17 protein-coding genes and 1 pseudogene are annotated in these 14,819 nt (G+C 37.1%); 11 read left to right on the top strand and 7 right to left on the bottom strand.

What is annotated here, in order from left to right:
* Positions 1–5 precede the first annotated feature (5 nt).
* On the top strand, positions 6–419 hold the full coding sequence (locus tag J7Q84_RS13795; protein ID WP_209095153.1) for a GNAT family N-acetyltransferase: 414 nt from the start codon (positions 6–8) through the stop codon (positions 417–419).
* Between the two features lie 162 nt (positions 420–581).
* Here J7Q84_RS13795 and J7Q84_RS18400 read toward each other — a convergent pair.
* Positions 582–800 (bottom strand): annotated as a pseudogene (locus tag J7Q84_RS18400) (hypothetical protein); the annotation flags it as partial.
* A 243-nt stretch (positions 801–1,043) separates the two neighbouring features.
* On the opposite strand from J7Q84_RS18400, the gene J7Q84_RS13790 reads away from it, so the two are divergent.
* Positions 1,044–1,292 (top strand): hypothetical protein, encoded by a 249-nt coding sequence (locus tag J7Q84_RS13790; RefSeq protein WP_209095152.1) that lies wholly within the window; start codon positions 1,044–1,046, stop codon positions 1,290–1,292.
* Between the two features lie 129 nt (positions 1,293–1,421).
* Here the strand turns inward: J7Q84_RS13790 and J7Q84_RS13785 are convergent, their stop codons facing one another.
* From J7Q84_RS13785 to J7Q84_RS13770, 4 genes are all read right to left on the bottom strand, one after another.
* Positions 1,422–2,156, bottom strand: a complete 735-nt coding sequence (locus J7Q84_RS13785; RefSeq protein ID WP_209095151.1) for an alpha/beta hydrolase — start codon at positions 2,154–2,156, stop codon at positions 1,422–1,424.
* An 18-nt stretch (positions 2,157–2,174) separates the two neighbouring features.
* Positions 2,175–2,870: an ABC transporter ATP-binding protein gene (locus tag J7Q84_RS13780; protein WP_209095150.1), complete on the bottom strand. Its 696-nt coding sequence runs from the start codon at positions 2,868–2,870 to the stop codon at positions 2,175–2,177.
* Positions 2,871–4,001, bottom strand: a complete 1,131-nt coding sequence (locus tag J7Q84_RS13775; protein ID WP_348519860.1) for an ABC transporter permease — start codon at positions 3,999–4,001, stop codon at positions 2,871–2,873.
* 95 nt (positions 4,002–4,096) lie between these two features.
* Complete coding sequence (locus J7Q84_RS13770) at positions 4,097–4,672, bottom strand: TetR/AcrR family transcriptional regulator (RefSeq protein ID WP_209095148.1); 576 nt, start codon at positions 4,670–4,672, stop codon at positions 4,097–4,099.
* A 544-nt stretch (positions 4,673–5,216) separates the two neighbouring features.
* Here J7Q84_RS13770 and J7Q84_RS13765 point away from each other — a divergent pair.
* Complete coding sequence (locus tag J7Q84_RS13765) at positions 5,217–5,540, top strand: transposase (RefSeq protein ID WP_247739267.1); 324 nt, start codon at positions 5,217–5,219, stop codon at positions 5,538–5,540.
* Positions 5,498–6,403, top strand: a complete 906-nt coding sequence (locus tag J7Q84_RS13760; RefSeq protein ID WP_209095188.1) for an IS3 family transposase — start codon at positions 5,498–5,500, stop codon at positions 6,401–6,403. The genes J7Q84_RS13765 and J7Q84_RS13760 overlap by 43 nt, the downstream gene beginning before the upstream one ends.
* Positions 6,404–6,459: 56 nt before the next feature.
* Here J7Q84_RS13760 and J7Q84_RS13755 read toward each other — a convergent pair whose 3' ends face one another.
* Positions 6,460–6,885 (bottom strand): hypothetical protein, encoded by a 426-nt coding sequence (locus J7Q84_RS13755; RefSeq protein ID WP_209095146.1) that lies wholly within the window; start codon positions 6,883–6,885, stop codon positions 6,460–6,462.
* Between the two features lie 126 nt (positions 6,886–7,011).
* Between J7Q84_RS13755 and J7Q84_RS13750 the strand changes: the two genes are divergently transcribed.
* The 3 genes from J7Q84_RS13750 to fsa are packed head-to-tail and all read left to right on the top strand — an operon-like array spanning position 7,012 to position 9,593.
* Positions 7,012–8,184: an MFS transporter gene (locus tag J7Q84_RS13750; protein WP_209095145.1), complete on the top strand. Its 1,173-nt coding sequence runs from the start codon at positions 7,012–7,014 to the stop codon at positions 8,182–8,184.
* Positions 8,185–8,230: 46 nt separating this feature from the next.
* Positions 8,231–8,944 carry a purine-nucleoside phosphorylase gene (gene deoD / locus J7Q84_RS13745; RefSeq protein WP_209095144.1) on the top strand — a complete coding sequence of 238 codons (714 nt, stop codon included), beginning with the start codon at positions 8,231–8,233 and terminating at the stop codon, positions 8,942–8,944.
* A gap of 1 nt (position 8,945) precedes the next feature.
* Positions 8,946–9,593 (top strand): fructose-6-phosphate aldolase, encoded by a 648-nt coding sequence (gene fsa, locus J7Q84_RS13740; protein WP_209095143.1) that lies wholly within the window; start codon positions 8,946–8,948, stop codon positions 9,591–9,593.
* Between the two features lie 49 nt (positions 9,594–9,642).
* On the opposite strand, the gene nagZ is transcribed toward fsa, so the two are convergent.
* Positions 9,643–10,812, bottom strand: a complete 1,170-nt coding sequence (nagZ, locus tag J7Q84_RS13735) for a beta-N-acetylhexosaminidase (RefSeq protein WP_209095142.1) — start codon at positions 10,810–10,812, stop codon at positions 9,643–9,645.
* A gap of 409 nt (positions 10,813–11,221) precedes the next feature.
* Between nagZ and J7Q84_RS13730 the strand changes: the two genes are divergently transcribed.
* The 4 genes from J7Q84_RS13730 to J7Q84_RS13715 all read left to right on the top strand — a co-directional run bounded on the left by J7Q84_RS13730 (position 11,222) and on the right by J7Q84_RS13715 (position 14,722).
* Positions 11,222–12,499 carry an aminopeptidase P family protein gene (locus tag J7Q84_RS13730; protein WP_209095141.1) on the top strand — a complete coding sequence of 426 codons (1,278 nt, stop codon included), beginning with the start codon at positions 11,222–11,224 and terminating at the stop codon, positions 12,497–12,499.
* A 155-nt stretch (positions 12,500–12,654) separates the two neighbouring features.
* Positions 12,655–13,533, top strand: a complete 879-nt coding sequence (locus J7Q84_RS13725; RefSeq protein WP_209095140.1) for a GNAT family N-acetyltransferase — start codon at positions 12,655–12,657, stop codon at positions 13,531–13,533.
* On the top strand, positions 13,530–14,036 hold the full coding sequence (locus J7Q84_RS13720; RefSeq protein WP_209095139.1) for a GNAT family N-acetyltransferase: 507 nt from the start codon (positions 13,530–13,532) through the stop codon (positions 14,034–14,036). Before J7Q84_RS13725 ends, J7Q84_RS13720 begins: the two co-directional genes overlap by 4 nt.
* Before the next feature lie 59 nt (positions 14,037–14,095).
* Positions 14,096–14,722, top strand: a complete 627-nt coding sequence (locus J7Q84_RS13715; protein ID WP_209095138.1) for a TetR/AcrR family transcriptional regulator — start codon at positions 14,096–14,098, stop codon at positions 14,720–14,722.
* Positions 14,723–14,819 lie beyond the last annotated feature (97 nt).

Below are 14,819 nucleotides of genomic sequence, written 5' to 3'. Positions count from 1 at the left end.
ATACGATGTTATACAAAAATTGTCTTAATGAGATTTCGTCTGATATGTTGAAAGGGTTTTTTGTGGGTTGGCTTAATCCTCCAAATTCACAAACTCACTTAAAGCTGTTAAATAACAGCAGTAAAGTGGTCATTGCGTTAGATGAAAATACTAATCAAGTAGTTGGATTTATTACGGCAATCAGCGATGGAGTTCTATCTGCCTACATTCCGTTCCTTGAAGTTTTGCCAGAGTATAAAAATAAAGGCATTGGCAAGGAGTTAGTAAAGCGAATGTTAAAAGAGCTTGATGATATTTATATGGTTGATTTGTGTTGTGATGATGACGTAGTTCCTTATTATGAGAAGTTTGGAATGTTAAAATCAAACGGAATGCTCGTAAGAAATTACAAAATGCAGTCTGGTATTTCAGACAAATAAATATACAAAAACGCTTGGATATTCTCCAAGCGTTTTTGTATGCTAAATTATGTGCTAAACTTATTAAAATTCAACTGTGATTTTGTTTGTGAAATGGTCTGCTTTTTAATTTTCTCCAGATTATCTGAACTGCTTAACCTTTGTTTGGCTTCTTTTTAGATCCTATAGTAAGAAAATAGTCACAATCTTAGTCACAACCAAACTAATCACCACTGGGAACAAGTTTCGTCTAGCCAATTCAAACGGATCCACATTACAAATCGCAGCCGCAGGAATTAACGCCCACGGAATTAATGTTCCGTCGCCTACCTAAATGGCGGGGATTTGGCTCATTGTAATCAGGGTTGCGACTCCATGCCTTATGGCCACGGCGAATAAAGAAGTGTTTGGGCAACATGACTAGTGAAAAGAAGTGTAAGTTATGGATAAAAACCCATCTTTATAACAGTATTTGGATTAAGTCTTCAAGCTGTGTCTTTAATAGCAGTTTTAAAGAATGATACTGTATAGCCCTCATTTCATCATGTTATGTATTCTACAAAACAGATATAAGAAAGAGGGTATAAATGGTGAGTCAAGGAATATGTAGTAGTAAGTCTTAGAGAAGGAGGGATTGTTATTTCGTTGTATAAAATGATTCGTTGTGTTTTATATTCTACCATTCTTTTTTCTTCTCTCTTTGCTGTTCTTTCGATCCAACATGTAGTAAGGGATTATAGGGCCCGAACAGATAATGGCTTTCCATTTTTAATTTACAGTCCTGCAATGTACGGTATCATTGGAATTTTGCTTGGATTAACGCATTTTTTAGTTGAACAACGAAAAAAAGAACCTTCTTACATTGAAGGTTCTTTAACTTATTCTCAAGTTTAAGCAAACATTTAATTTAATGAACTTTGGAATACGCCCCGCAAGTGAGCTGCTGGATCATTAAATCCCCATTGAACACGTTTTTAAGGCAATGTTGTTACTGGACTATTAAAATAACAATATAAAGTCATTTTATTTTCCCTTCTTATCCAGCCATTTCGTTGTCACTTCAATTATTTTATCTTGTTGTTGTTTCGCTTTAATTGTAGCTTTTTTATCTCCTTTTTGTTCTCCATACATCCCAAATTGAGCGTGGTTGCCGCCTAGCACCTCATACATAGTAGCATCCTGTGAAAGTAAATGTTTAGTTTCTTTAATTTTTGATATTGTAGACAATCCATCACGTTCCGCATATAACGATAACATAGGTACATTTAAATTAGAAAAGTCATTAGAATTACTTGGATACGATCCTAGAAAGATGATCCCTTCTATCTTGTTTAAGTTCTTATAGGCGTAAGAAGCAGCTGCCACTCCGCCAAGGGAATGCCCGCCAACATACCATTTCTTAATAGAAGGATAACTTTTCATTACTTGTTCAGCTTTATTTACATCAAAAATAGCAAAATTAAATTTAACATGTGGAATAATAACTGTATATCCATCATTTGCTAGTCCTTTTGCAAAATAACTGTAAGCTTCAGGCTCAACCTTAGCTCCAGGATATAAAATGATTCCAGTTTCTTTATTCTCCTGAGGTTCAAAAATTGCCCAATGGTGTTTGTTATCAGTATTCACATTACCGACTAATGAGTACATCTCCTTTGAAGGACTATACGTCTGTTGTGACCAAATGTAAAATCCTCCAACTGAAAGTAATAGTAACACGATGATACTAATCATGATGTACTTTAAAATATTTTTCATCATATACCCCCACTATTGTTATTGGCTGTTCAATTCAGCACTTTTTATTGATAGTATGCCATCCTCCATAAAATATACTTGGTCACAATAACCTAGCATTCGTTCATCATGTGTCACCATTATTGCTGCTTTTTTTCTCTTCCTTACCTCACTAGAAATTAGTTTCACAACTTCATGGGCTCGATTTGAATCTAAGCTCGCCGTTGGCTCATCAGCTAAAATAATACTTGGTTGATTAAATAGTGCCCGCGCAATTGCTACTCGTTGACGTTCGCCACCTGATAATTCATTCGGCATTTTTGTCAATTTATTACCTAAACCAAGTTCAGTTAGTAGGTCAACTGCAAATTGTTGGTCTTTTTTATTTAACTGTCTAGCCATTTTTTTTACCAAAATTAACTGATCATATACAGATAAGTATGGAATTAAGTTTGATGATTGTAAAATAAATCCAATTTCATTCAAGCGAAATTCTGAAAGTTGTTTAGCATTTAACGTCGTTAAGTCTTGACCATTTACACTTACTCTTCCTGACGTTGGTTTTAATAATGCACCAATCATTGATAGTAATGTACTTTTACCAGAACCAGAAGGACCAACAATTGCAATGAGCTCTCCTGGATTTACCTTTAAAGATATTTCTTTTACAACTGTTACAATGGAATATCCTTCTTTATATTGTTTCGTAACTTGATGTAACTGAATTCCACCCATTTATTCCACCCTCCCTAAGGCTGTTAGCGGGTCAATTTTTGTAATTTGTCTTACCGAAATAATCGAACTTAATAAGCTAATAATTAATAATCCAAGCGCGTATATACCAACAAGCTTTGCATCTAAATCGAAAGGCATATTTTTTGGAAATGCAAGAGCAGTTAAATAAGTCAATGCAATTCCTACCAAAATACCAAATGTTGATAAAATAAAGACCTGTGCCACAATAGCTTTTGAAATAAATCGATTGGATGCGCCAATTGCCTTCATTACACCAAATTGTGATGTTTTCTGAATCGTAATAACATAGAAGAAAACTGCAACGATAAAGGCTGAAATTACAATAAGGAAAACAAGCATCATTAGAATTGTTCCATTTTCTTCCTTATACCCAGGCATTTCTTTCACAGCTATCGATTTTGTTACTGTTTCTATTCCATGTACCTCTTTATCAAGCTTTGTAGCATCCAATCGTGGTGCTTTTAAAATAATTGCTTGTATAGGATTTTTAATATCATTATCTGAACCAGGTGCAGCATATTGATAATTTCTCCATGTATCAATATCAGCAAATAATACAGGTAAATGGTTGAATGTTTCATTTTCAACAAATCCAATAATATTAAATTTCATTTTAGAATTTGAAACAATTAATTCATCACCAATTTTGTAACCTTCATCTTTTAAAGTCTTATTAGCTAGAACACCAAGTTTTTCACGAGTAGAAAGTTGTTTTCCTTCTACGACACTTGGTTCAATAAACGAACCTACATCAATTCCAATTAGTGCTACATCAGTTTTCTTATCACTATCTTCAGTTTTTTCTTTGGAAACCGATGCCATAGAGGTTCCCATACTAGCTAAATTTTTTACTGCTTTGTTATTACGAATCTCTTCACTTAAATTAGCAGAAATAACAGATTTACTAAATCTAGCACCAGCAGTTTTTTCATACACAACATAATCGGCATTTAAGTTTTTTATTGTTGCTGCACTTAAAGTGGATAGACCGTTTCCAAGCCCTGATAAGATAAATACAAGCCATGCAATTAAAATAATAATTATACTCATCATTAAATATCGAAATTTTGCATGCTTTAATTCCTTTATTGCTAAAAACAAATCAAACACTCCTCTCAAAATAAGTTACATATATGTCACTTTTGAACAAAAAAATAACTTATATGTTTTTACAATAGTTAGTATACATATAAGTTACAACACTGTCACTTATTTTTTATTATTCCTTTTAAAATTAAGTTTTTTGTGTAGTCCATCAACTTTCCGTCATCTATCCCTGAATGATTAGGTATTGAAATACTTTGAAAAATAAATCCAAGTAATAGTTCATTAGGTATATCCATTTCAATGAAACCTTCCATTTTTCCTTGCTGCACAATATGGACAAGAGGAATATATAATTCTCTGTGCATAAGAGCCAGCTTCTTTTTCTTATTTTCTAAATGTGGATTATCTTTTGTTGGTATAACTTCCTGTATCCCAAGTATTAAATGTAAATCCTTGTACATATAAATTTTTTGCAATAATAAATCAATCTTTTCTAGAAAAGATTGTTCCTCTTGAATAGTTTTAAAACTATTCAAAACGTTGTTCATTTCCTCAAGCATAAAATCTAATAACAATTCATCTTTATTTTGATAATATTTATAAATTGCTGCTCGTGAAACATCTAACATTGTTGCCAATTGCCCAATTGTGAATCCTTCGTATCCATTTTGTAAAATTAAATTTTTAGTGCAAAGGAACAAATCTACTGTATTAAATTTTCGATCTCTCCCCATTTTTTTCCCTTCTTTCAGTTCATTACTTATAAACTTCATTTAATGATATTCCAGTTTTTTACTATTATAAAAATTTGCTTATAATCTTTCAATAATAAACCATTCCTATACATAATTATAGCATTACTTAAGGCACTTAACCCGCGATTATTTCTAAAAAATATTTTAGACTTAGGATTTTTTATAACACTTAGGTTAAATTGATAGTTTATTTTCATAAATTGAGGCTCCTAATAACACTATCCCAGGGTTAGTGTAGCGTAAAGAATCGTTTCGACCCATTCATACCGGTTCATGTGGTTCTCTCCTGTTAGATAGATTGTTCGTTTGATATGTTCGTAATCAATTGGAACATCCCCTGCCAAGTGTTCATTTGGATAGAGGGGTCTATCGCGTGATCCATAGCATAGAGGAACAATCTTTTAGAACACAGCCTTTCTTAAAGAGAAGAGTCGAGCAGGATGATATTATCCCCTTATAGTAGACACGAAAAAAAGCCCATCTGATAAAATGGATGGGCAGTCTACTATTGGGGGATTTTATTATGCCATTACAGGGAACAAAATTTAAACACTATTCAAATCAACTAAAACTTAAGGCAGTAAAACAATATGAAAATGGCTATGGAAGTTACGTTTCAATTTCACAGGAATTTGGTTTACGTAGTTCAACTCAACTTAAAAATTGGGTGAAAAAGTATAGAAATGGTGAGTTATTTGACGATCAAAGGGGAAAATCAAGTAGTTATCATCCGTTCACTGGACGTCCAAAAACTAAGTTTAATTCCATTGAAGAAGAAAGAGATTACTTGAAAGCACAGGTAGAATATTTAAAAAAGCGCTATCCAAATATATTGGGGGAGGGTTAATTCCAAAGAAAATTCGATTTGAAATAATAAGTGAAATGAAAGCACGATATCCCATTACGATGCTTATTAAAATCGCCAAAGTCTCTAGGGCTGGCTACTACAAATGGAGAAACTCTATTTTACTCAATTCAAATAAAAAAACGGTTGAAGAAACGGTGAAATCTCATATTGAAGCCATCCATGCGATTCGACCATACTATGGATACCCTAGAGTTACTGACCGTCTAAGAGACGAAGGATTAGTAATTAACCATAAAAAGGTTTATCGAATGATGAAGGAATTAGAGATCAAATCTGTCATTCGTAAAAAACGTAAATACTATGGGAAAGAAGCATCAAATAGTTACCCTAACCTTTTAAATCGCCAATTTAAACAAGATTTACCCAACGTTGCATTCGCAACTGATATTACTTATATCAAAGTAAGAGATAAATTTTATTATCTTTCGGTCATTCAAGATCTTTATAATAACGAAATTGTATCTTGGAAATGTTCAAGTCGAAACGATCTTAAGTTAGTCGTCGAAACTGTTAAAGACTTATGTAACAAAAGAAACGTGCATGGAAGTATCCTGCATTCAGATCAGGGATTCCAGTACACGTCTACAAAATACAGCCAGTTCTTAGAAAAGAATCATGTATTAGGCAGCCACTCTCGCAAAGGAAACTGTCTAGACAACGCTTGCGTTGAATCATTCTTCTCACACTTCAAATGTGAATTGGTGTATCTATCTAATTTTAATTCAGAACAGGAACTTATTCAAGCGATTGAAGAGTATATCCACTTCTATAATAATGAACGGTCACAAAAACGACGCAACCGTTGTTCCCCTGTAAAATACAGGTTAACAACGGTTGCTTAGTCGGTCTTATTTAAATGTGTCTACTTGACAGGGGTAAGTCCAGATTCAGGTCTTTTTTACATGGTATCTAATGTAAATACATATATGATCGAAATAAACGAGAGCAGAAACGGCATTACAGCCAGGGTTTTTGTATACAAATTTGAGGGGGTTTTGCTGCCGATATAAAAGAATACGCTAGCAATTACAATTTCCCAAAAGGGAAAGCCAAACGGCTGGATTTTTACAATGATATTGCTCCAAAATGCTCCGAGAATAACCCCTCCGATAACACAATACAATCCGTAATGAATTCGAATAGAATGTGAGAGGAGTTTGTAAAGGGAAAAAAACATGGCTGTTGCTGAGTAGATGAAAAATAAGAAAATCGGAATGAAGGCTATAATATCCACCTCTAACGGATGGCGGCGTAAGAGGCTCGATACAAATACCGTGAACATAACTCCTAAAAAAGCAAATGCGCTGTCTTTCCAATAACTCACACTATCTCCTCCTTAATTATAAGATATTCCCTTGTTAATAAACTTTTCCCGCTTGTCAAAAATATATGTTGCTGTTTTGTTTACAAAAAGTTACTATACATGTAGTAACTTTTTTGATGTGGACATATGAATCTGCGTATATACATTTTAGCAATGGCTGCGTTTATTGTGGGAATAGTAGAGTTAATTATTGGGGGAATATTGGATCTAATCTCTGCTGATTTGCATGTATCAGTTGGAGCAGCAAGTCAGCTGATTTCGGTATTTTCTCTATTTTTCGCGACTGCAGCACCTGTGTTATTGACGCTAACCGCAAAAATGGAACGAAAATCATTGTATTTATGGGCTATGTTAGCTTTCCTTATTGGAAATGTGCTGGCGGCGGTAAGTACAGGATATGCTATGTTGCTTATCACAAGAATATTGACAGCGGCAAGCGGTTCGCTGCTGGTGGTTCTGTCTATTACAATTGCGGCAAGCATAGTGGAGCCGGAGTATAAAGGACGAACAATCGGTACGATATTTATGGGGATTAGCGGGGCGTTAGTGCTGGGTGTTCCGCTTGGCATAATTGTAGGAAATGAATGGGGATGGAGAGCACCGTTTATACTTATCTCCATTTTGATACTCGTTGCTATGATTTGCATTTATTTTCTGTTAGAGCCGATTCAGCCAAAACCGGTTGTATCGCTTCGTAAGCAGCTAGAGGCATTAAAGCATGGAAAGGTTATCAGTGCACAGTTAATTACATTTTTTATGCTGACTGGTCATTTAACACTGTATGCCTACTTCACTCCTTTTTTGCAAGAAACATTAGGAGTTAAAGCTGGGATGGTGACAGCTATTTATTTTGTAGTTGGTATCGCTGTTGTTACGGGTGGAGGTGTTGGAGGGTGGCTGTCTGATAAATGGGGAACACGTCGTTCAATTTTAACGATTATTTCTTTATTTTCACTATCCATGATTTTGCTTCCGCTTGGTACAAAGTTGCCTATGTACGGATTTTTAGTAATTGTGGTTATATGGAGTGCGCTTAGCTGGGCGATTTCTCCGGTACAGCAAAATTATCTCATTCAAACAGCTCCGGCAACATCAGAGATTCAGCTTAGCTTGAATACATCTGCCATTCATTTTGGAAGTGCACTTGGTTCATTGATTGGCGGAATGGTTATTGAACAGAGTTCAGTGTTTTACAATGCATGGATTGGTGTGTTGTTTGTGTTAGTATCGTTAGCTTGTGCGGTGTTTTCTTTGACAAGGCCAACGCTTGAGGGTGCACAAAGCCATTTAGGACAGTAAGATTACAAATAAAAAATTACACTTTATAACAGGAAAGAGGGAAAGTATGAGTACACATATTGGAGCAAAGCAAGGAGAAATTGCAGAGCGTATTCTATTACCAGGAGATCCGCTTCGTGCTAAATATATTGCTGAAACATTTTTAGAGGATGTGACTTGTTACAACAATGTTAGAGGGATGCTTGGATTTACCGGTACTTATAAGGGAGAACGTGTCTCTGTGCAAGGAACAGGGATGGGCGTTCCTTCTATTTCAATTTATGTGAATGAATTGATCCGTGATTATGGTGTTAAGCAGCTTGTACGTGTAGGAACATGCGGTGCGATTCAAGAAAATGTGAAGGTGCGCGATGTGATTATTGCAATGACAGCTTGTACAGATTCTAGTATGAATCGTTTAACGTTTCCAGGCTTTGAGTTTGCTCCGTGTGCAGATTTTGATTTATTGAGAAAAGCATATGATGCGGGGGTACAAAAGGGGATGAGTGTTCGGGTCGGAAGTGTTCTCACTGCAGATGTATTTTACCGTGAAAGTATGGAGCCGGTGAAGAAACTAGCTGACTATGGTGTACTTGCTGTAGAGATGGAAACAACAGCCCTATACACATTGGCGGCTAAATACGGTGTGAATGCCTTATCTGTATTAACGGTAAGCGACCATATTTTTACGGGTGAGGAGACAACAGCAGAAGAGCGTCAAACGACGTTTAACGATATGATTATTATGGCATTAGATGCAGTAACGGCAAAGGAGAGATAAGATGAAATTTTTTATTGATACAGCTAATATTCAAGAAATTAGAGAAGTGAACGATTTAGGAGTATTAGCCGGTGTTACGACAAATCCGTCTTTAGTTGCAAAGGAAGGGGTAGATTTTTATGGACGTATCCGTGAAATTTGCAACGTTGTAGTAGGTCCAGTCAGTGCAGAGGTTATTAGTCTACAAGCAGACGAAATGATTGCAGAAGGAAAAGAGCTGGCGCGTATTGCTCCGAATGTCGTTGTAAAAGTACCGATGACGGCAGAGGGGTTAAAAGCAGTTAAAGTTTTTAAAGAGATGGGCATTCCTACCAACGTAACACTTATTTTTTCGGCACCGCAAGCATTGTTAGCTGCTCGTGCTGGAGCAACGTATGTTTCTCCATTTTTAGGGCGTCTTGATGATATCGGTCATAACGGTATGGACTTGATTGAACAAATTGCAGCTATCTTTTCTGTTCATAATATGGAGACGGAAATTATTGCAGCATCTGTGCGTCATCCGGTTCATGTGACGGAAGCTGCTTTAAAAGGTGCCCATATTGCGACTATTCCCGCAAAGGTGATTTATCAATTAGTACAGCATCCGTTAACGGATCAAGGAATTGAAAAGTTTTTAGAGGATTGGAATCATTCGCAAGTAAAATAAGGTCAACCCCCTTCTGCTGTCATGCTGAAGGGGGGTTTTTAAGCATCTCTCAATCTGATTTTAAAATTTCATTTAAAACTGCTTGATGTGCCGGACAACCTAGAATTGATAATGAATCTGCCGGCAATGGCTGGTCGGTAAGATTGTATTTTAGTTTTAAATGGACAATGCGCCGTACGCTTTCGTCAATGCGTTCCTCGGAAATTTTCCCATTTTGGACCGCTTGTTTAATAGCGTGAATGGCTTTTTTTTCTGTTTCATAAGTATGAGCAAATAACAATAAATCCACGCCTGCTTGGACAGCGTCCACAACAGCTGTTTCTATCCCAAAATGGCTCGAAATAGCCCCCATTTCAAGATCATCGGTGATGACGACACCATCAAAACCTAGTTCGTCACGGAGTAGTCCGGTGATAAGTGTTTTAGATAAAGAGGCTGGCTTCGCAGAGTCGATATAAGGGTACTGAATATGTGCGACCATGACCATATCCGCTCCGTTTTTAATAGCAGCTTGAAAAGGCTTCAGTTCTGTTTTATATAGCTGCTGTTTCGTTTTGCGCACGATAGGAAGCCCGATATGAGAATCAACAGCTGTATCTCCGTGGCCGGGGAAATGTTTGATTGTCGGAATAACATGGGAATCTTGTAATCCTTTCATTGCAGCCGTGCCTAATGAACTGACGATATCCGGTGTGGTGCCAAAAGAACGATTGCCTATAACTGTATTATTGGGATTTGTATAAATATCAAAGTCCGGTGCAAAATTCAGATTAAAGCCGTATGCTCCCATCTCCTTACCAATAGCGTTGCCCACTCTATATGCTAAAGCCTTATTATTATGCTTCCCAATAGTGAAGCTAGGGGGGAATGCGGTTTTTCCGGCCGGTAAACGGCTGACACGCCCCCCTTCTTCATCAGTGGAGATAAAGAGAGGAAGTGTATTTATGTTCGTTTTCTTTAAATTGTTAACTAAGGAAAGAAGCTGAGTACTGGATTGGATATTTTGAGAGTATAGAATCACACCCCCAAGGTGTTCGTTTTGGATCAAATCTGTTATTTCTTTGTTCATCACTGGACCGTGAAATCCAGCTATAAACATTTGTCCGATTTTCTCGTCCAGAGTCATGCTGTTTACAATGACATCTGTAGGAGTGTGAAGATAAACGGTATTCATCATCATGACAGCAGTTAACGCTAGCTTCATCAAGATACTGGACATAGCATTCCTCCTATATGATAAAATTCCATTTTTTAGTATGTGTGAGGGAGGGAGGAGTGATACAGGAATTTGTTCATATAGTTTTTTGCTGTCTTTGAAAATGTCACTTTATTTCGGATAAGCCCAAGGAATTGCTAATAGCGAAACAATCGATACAACAATACAATTAAGGAAGCAATAGCTCCTGCTCCTATTATCCAAAGTGCGAGAATGCCATAGCCCATTCTTGCTCAGCCTTCCATAAAAAATAAGTTGATGAACAAAAGAGATATCCCTACTTGAAAAACTATACCAGGTAAAGCATTATACCCTGCACAAATGTCTCCTCCTGTATTGCAAATTGACGAAAAATTATAACAGTAATAAAATAGACTATATAGTCAGTTTATTTTATGTGAGGGGGATGACTATGAACCAGTCATTTTTTATGCAAAACCGAAAAAATCTAGTGAAAGCATTACCGAGTGATTCTGTTACTATTTTGTTTGCTGGACAGGCGCCGCATAAGTCCGCAGATGCGAATTATGTATTTGTGCCGAACCGAAATTTTTATTATATGACCGGAATTAATGAACCGAATGTGATTTTAGTAATAAAGAAGACAGGCAATGAGCTTGAAGAAATGCTGTTCATTGAGAAAGCAGATCCTGTTATGGAAAAATGGGTGGGAAAAACGATTGCAAAGGAAGAAGCGCAAGCTGTTTCCGGAGTGAACAAGATTTTATACTTAGACAGCTTTGAATCTACTTTAGCGCGTACATTTTTAACTGAAGATACAAAGCATGTGTATTTAGATTTAGAACGCCGTGAGTGGGCAGGTCCGCAAACAAAGGTATTATCATTTGCTAAGCATATAAGAGAGCATTATCCACATATTTCTGTCGGCAATGTGTATGCAAGCATTTGCGAGCTGCGAGTGTTCAAAACAGCTGAAGAGATTGAAAAAATGAAAGCAGCCATTGAAGTTACGAAAGAAGGTATTTACAACGTATTAAGACATGCTAAGGAAGGCATGATGGAATACGAACTGGAGGCACATTTTGACTTTACGTTAAAATCCTCAGGTATTAAGCATCACGCATTTGATACAATTTTAGCGAGCGGTAAAAATGCGACGGTGCTGCATTACGAACATAACGATGCTGAAATTAATAAAGGTGATTTAGTGCTGCTTGATTTAGGTGCTCAGAAGGAGTATTACAATGCTGATATCAGCTATACATTCCCTGTGAGCGGGGCGTTCTCTGATCGTCAAAAGCAGCTTTATAACATTGTACTAAAAGCATTAAAAGAAACAACCGAACTTGTGAAACCGGGAGTGAAATTTGCTGCATTAAATGAGCATACGAAAAAGGTACTGGCACAGGAATGTAAGAGCATCGGATTGATTCAGGAGGATGCTGAACTTGCTAATTATTACTATCACGGTGTCAGCCATTTCCTAGGATTAGATACACATGATGTAGGTTCATACAAGGACAGAGTGTTAGAGCCGGGGATGGTTATTACAATTGAACCTGGTCTATATATTGAAGAAGAATCCATCGGCATCCGTATAGAAGATGATATTCTTGTAACGGAAGACGGACATGAGAATTTGTCCAAAGATATCATCCGAACAGTGGAAGAAATCGAAAGCTTCATGGCAGCGAACAACCCTCACGTAAAAGAAAAGCAAACTGTGTAAAGCGCCCATTTTGGGCGTTTTTTACTAGTGAGATTTAGTCATTAGGTTTCTTAAGAAAGAAATCGGTGTAGGACATTCAAGCAGGAGGATTTTGATGATAACGAGAGGTACCTGTTCTTCCTTAAACATGACAATCATAAAAGGAGGTGTGTGATATGACGGAAATAAAAAGGCTGGTTGATTGTACATTACATGATGCGTTAAGGGCATGGAATACAGGGTTTGAAGAGTATTATTTCACTATGACAATGGATGTGAAACGATTTACGGATCGCCTTGCTTTTGAGGGACTTTCACCAGAGCATTCTATTGTGGCATTTGACGGAGAGACTCCCATTGGATTGATTTTAAACGGCATGCGCATCATTAATGGAAAAAAAGTATCATGGAACGGGGGAACGGGCATCGCTGTCCCTTATCGCGGTAAAGGAATTGGCAAGGCATTAATGCAAAAAGCTCTCAAGATTTATGAGGAGAACGGGGTAGAGATTTGTACGCTGGAAGCAGTTCGCGAAAACGAACGGGCGATTGCATTATATGAACAAATGGGCTATCGTGTGAAGGATAATTTGCAGCATCTTGTTCAGTCAGGTCCGAAAGAAAAGGAATGGTTTCAGAAAAGTGAAAAGCTGGTAATTGAAACAGGCATACCGCAGGCTGTAAGTACTCTCTCATTTTATCCAACAATCATCCCGTGGCAGACACATTGGTTCAATATTCAAAATGGTGAAAGCATCCTTGCTAAAGATGACGGAGGGAATATAGTTGGCTATGCATTGTATAAGCGGGTATTGGGTGAAGACGGAAGTGTGAAAGTAATCGTTTTGTATCAATGTGTAGTCGCACCTGGTATAGAAGAACAGTCAGTCATACAGACCTTACTGTGGACTGTATTTGATCAGCCGAAATTAAATTGTCAGCGTATGGCTGTCAACCTGCCCGAGTCTAATCAAATAACGTTTCGATTGCTGCAGAAAGCAGGCTTTACTACGCATGTGAAACAAGTATTTATGGTCAAGGGAGATGTTCAATGAGTATCAAAACTATAGAGACAAGCAGGTTGATTCTCCGGAAGTTTAATCCCGAACAAGACAGTATGAAATATGCTACCATTCTTGGACAACAGGAAGTTGGTAAATGGCTGCCCAAAGGAGGTGGCTATACATCTGAGGAGGCCCAAAAGTTAATGAATTTTTTCATCCACCATTGGGAGAAGTATGGGTACGGAACGTGGGCAATTATAAGGAAAACCGATCAAGAGTTAATCGGACATTGCGGCTTTAATTATATTACTGCTTTACATGAGACAGAACTGCTTTATGCACTGGAAAAGGAGAGTTGGGGACAGGGATTTGCGACGGAAGCGGCAGCAGGCTGTATGCAGCTTTTCAATAAACGAAAAATCATTGGACTTACGAAACTGGACCATACTTCCTCACAAAATGTATTGCGCAAAGTGGGAATGAAGTATGAAAAGGAGATCCATCTTTGGGATATAGATTTGAAGTACTTTTCTATTCAACGTGCCTCACGTTAAAAACAAAAAGAAACATTGGCACACTTTGAAAATGATAAAGCTATCAAGGAGATGTTAGTATGCCGAAGGTTTCTGAGAAATATAAGGCACAGAAACGGAAACTGATTTTAGAAAGCGCTTTGCAATGTTTTTCGGAAAAAGGGTATCACACAACAACTATGGATGATATCGCAGCATATTCCAAGACAAGTAAAGGATTAATATATCACTATTTTAAGAGCAAAGAGGAATTGTATATTGCACTGATGGAAGAGAGGACGGAGGCTGCTTTTTTAGTGATGAAAGAGCGGTTTCAAACGATTGAAACGGCGACTGGAAAAATGAAAGAATGGTTCCGCATCTATCAGGAAGTAAAATCAAGTTCAGAGTGGCAGGCGATGATTCGGGTGCATATGGAGTTTTGGATTAACTCAGCCCGCTATGAGAATATAAAAAATATCATGATAAACCGCTATAAAGAGCAATATATTAATTCTATCCAAAATATTATTGAAGAGGGTAAGGAGAATGGGGAGTTTCATAAACACATTGATTCCTATGTAATGGCGAGCTTTTTTTGGGGAAGCATCGATGGTCTCTCTCTTCATTATTCGGTGGTCGGTGAAGATAGGCTATATAGAGAAAGCTTGAAGAAAAGCGAAGAAATGATGCTAGGATATTTGCAAATCCCCCCTCTTAATTCATGAAGGGAATTAAGAGGGGGGAATGGTTGAAGGAACTTAACTAAAGATCGTTAATATATGCAAAAAAGTCTCTATAAACAATCCCCCCAAATCCTAAAGA

The sequence above is a fragment of the Bacillus sp. 165 genome (genome assembly GCF_017742235.1).
GTDB lineage: Bacteria > Bacillota > Bacilli > Bacillales > Bacillaceae_G > JAGHKQ01.
Note: the sequence above shows the minus strand (reverse complement) of the source record. Positions and strands in the feature narration are given on the sequence as shown.

Excerpts from the sequence above, each read along its gene's own strand:
- deoD (WP_209095144.1), top strand. The coding sequence starts at position 8,231 with ATGAGTACACATATTGGAGCAAAGCAAGGAGAAATTGCAGAGCGTATT.
- J7Q84_RS13780 (WP_209095150.1), bottom strand. The coding sequence starts at position 2,870 with ATGGGTGGAATTCAGTTACATCAAGTTACGAAACAATATAAAGAAGGA.
- fsa (WP_209095143.1), top strand. The coding sequence starts at position 8,946 with ATGAAATTTTTTATTGATACAGCTAATATTCAAGAAATTAGAGAAGTG.
- J7Q84_RS13750 (WP_209095145.1), top strand. The coding sequence starts at position 7,012 with ATGAATCTGCGTATATACATTTTAGCAATGGCTGCGTTTATTGTGGGA.
- J7Q84_RS13720 (WP_209095139.1), top strand. The coding sequence starts at position 13,530 with ATGAGTATCAAAACTATAGAGACAAGCAGGTTGATTCTCCGGAAGTTT.
- J7Q84_RS13725 (WP_209095140.1), top strand. The coding sequence starts at position 12,655 with ATGACGGAAATAAAAAGGCTGGTTGATTGTACATTACATGATGCGTTA.
- J7Q84_RS13765 (WP_247739267.1), top strand. The coding sequence starts at position 5,217 with ATGCCATTACAGGGAACAAAATTTAAACACTATTCAAATCAACTAAAA.
- J7Q84_RS13730 (WP_209095141.1), top strand. The coding sequence starts at position 11,222 with ATGAACCAGTCATTTTTTATGCAAAACCGAAAAAATCTAGTGAAAGCA.
- J7Q84_RS13715 (WP_209095138.1), top strand. The coding sequence starts at position 14,096 with ATGCCGAAGGTTTCTGAGAAATATAAGGCACAGAAACGGAAACTGATT.
- J7Q84_RS13795 (WP_209095153.1), top strand. The coding sequence starts at position 6 with ATGTTATACAAAAATTGTCTTAATGAGATTTCGTCTGATATGTTGAAA.
- J7Q84_RS13770 (WP_209095148.1), bottom strand. The coding sequence starts at position 4,672 with ATGGGGAGAGATCGAAAATTTAATACAGTAGATTTGTTCCTTTGCACT.
- J7Q84_RS13785 (WP_209095151.1), bottom strand. The coding sequence starts at position 2,156 with ATGAAAAATATTTTAAAGTACATCATGATTAGTATCATCGTGTTACTA.
- nagZ (WP_209095142.1), bottom strand. The coding sequence starts at position 10,812 with ATGTCCAGTATCTTGATGAAGCTAGCGTTAACTGCTGTCATGATGATG.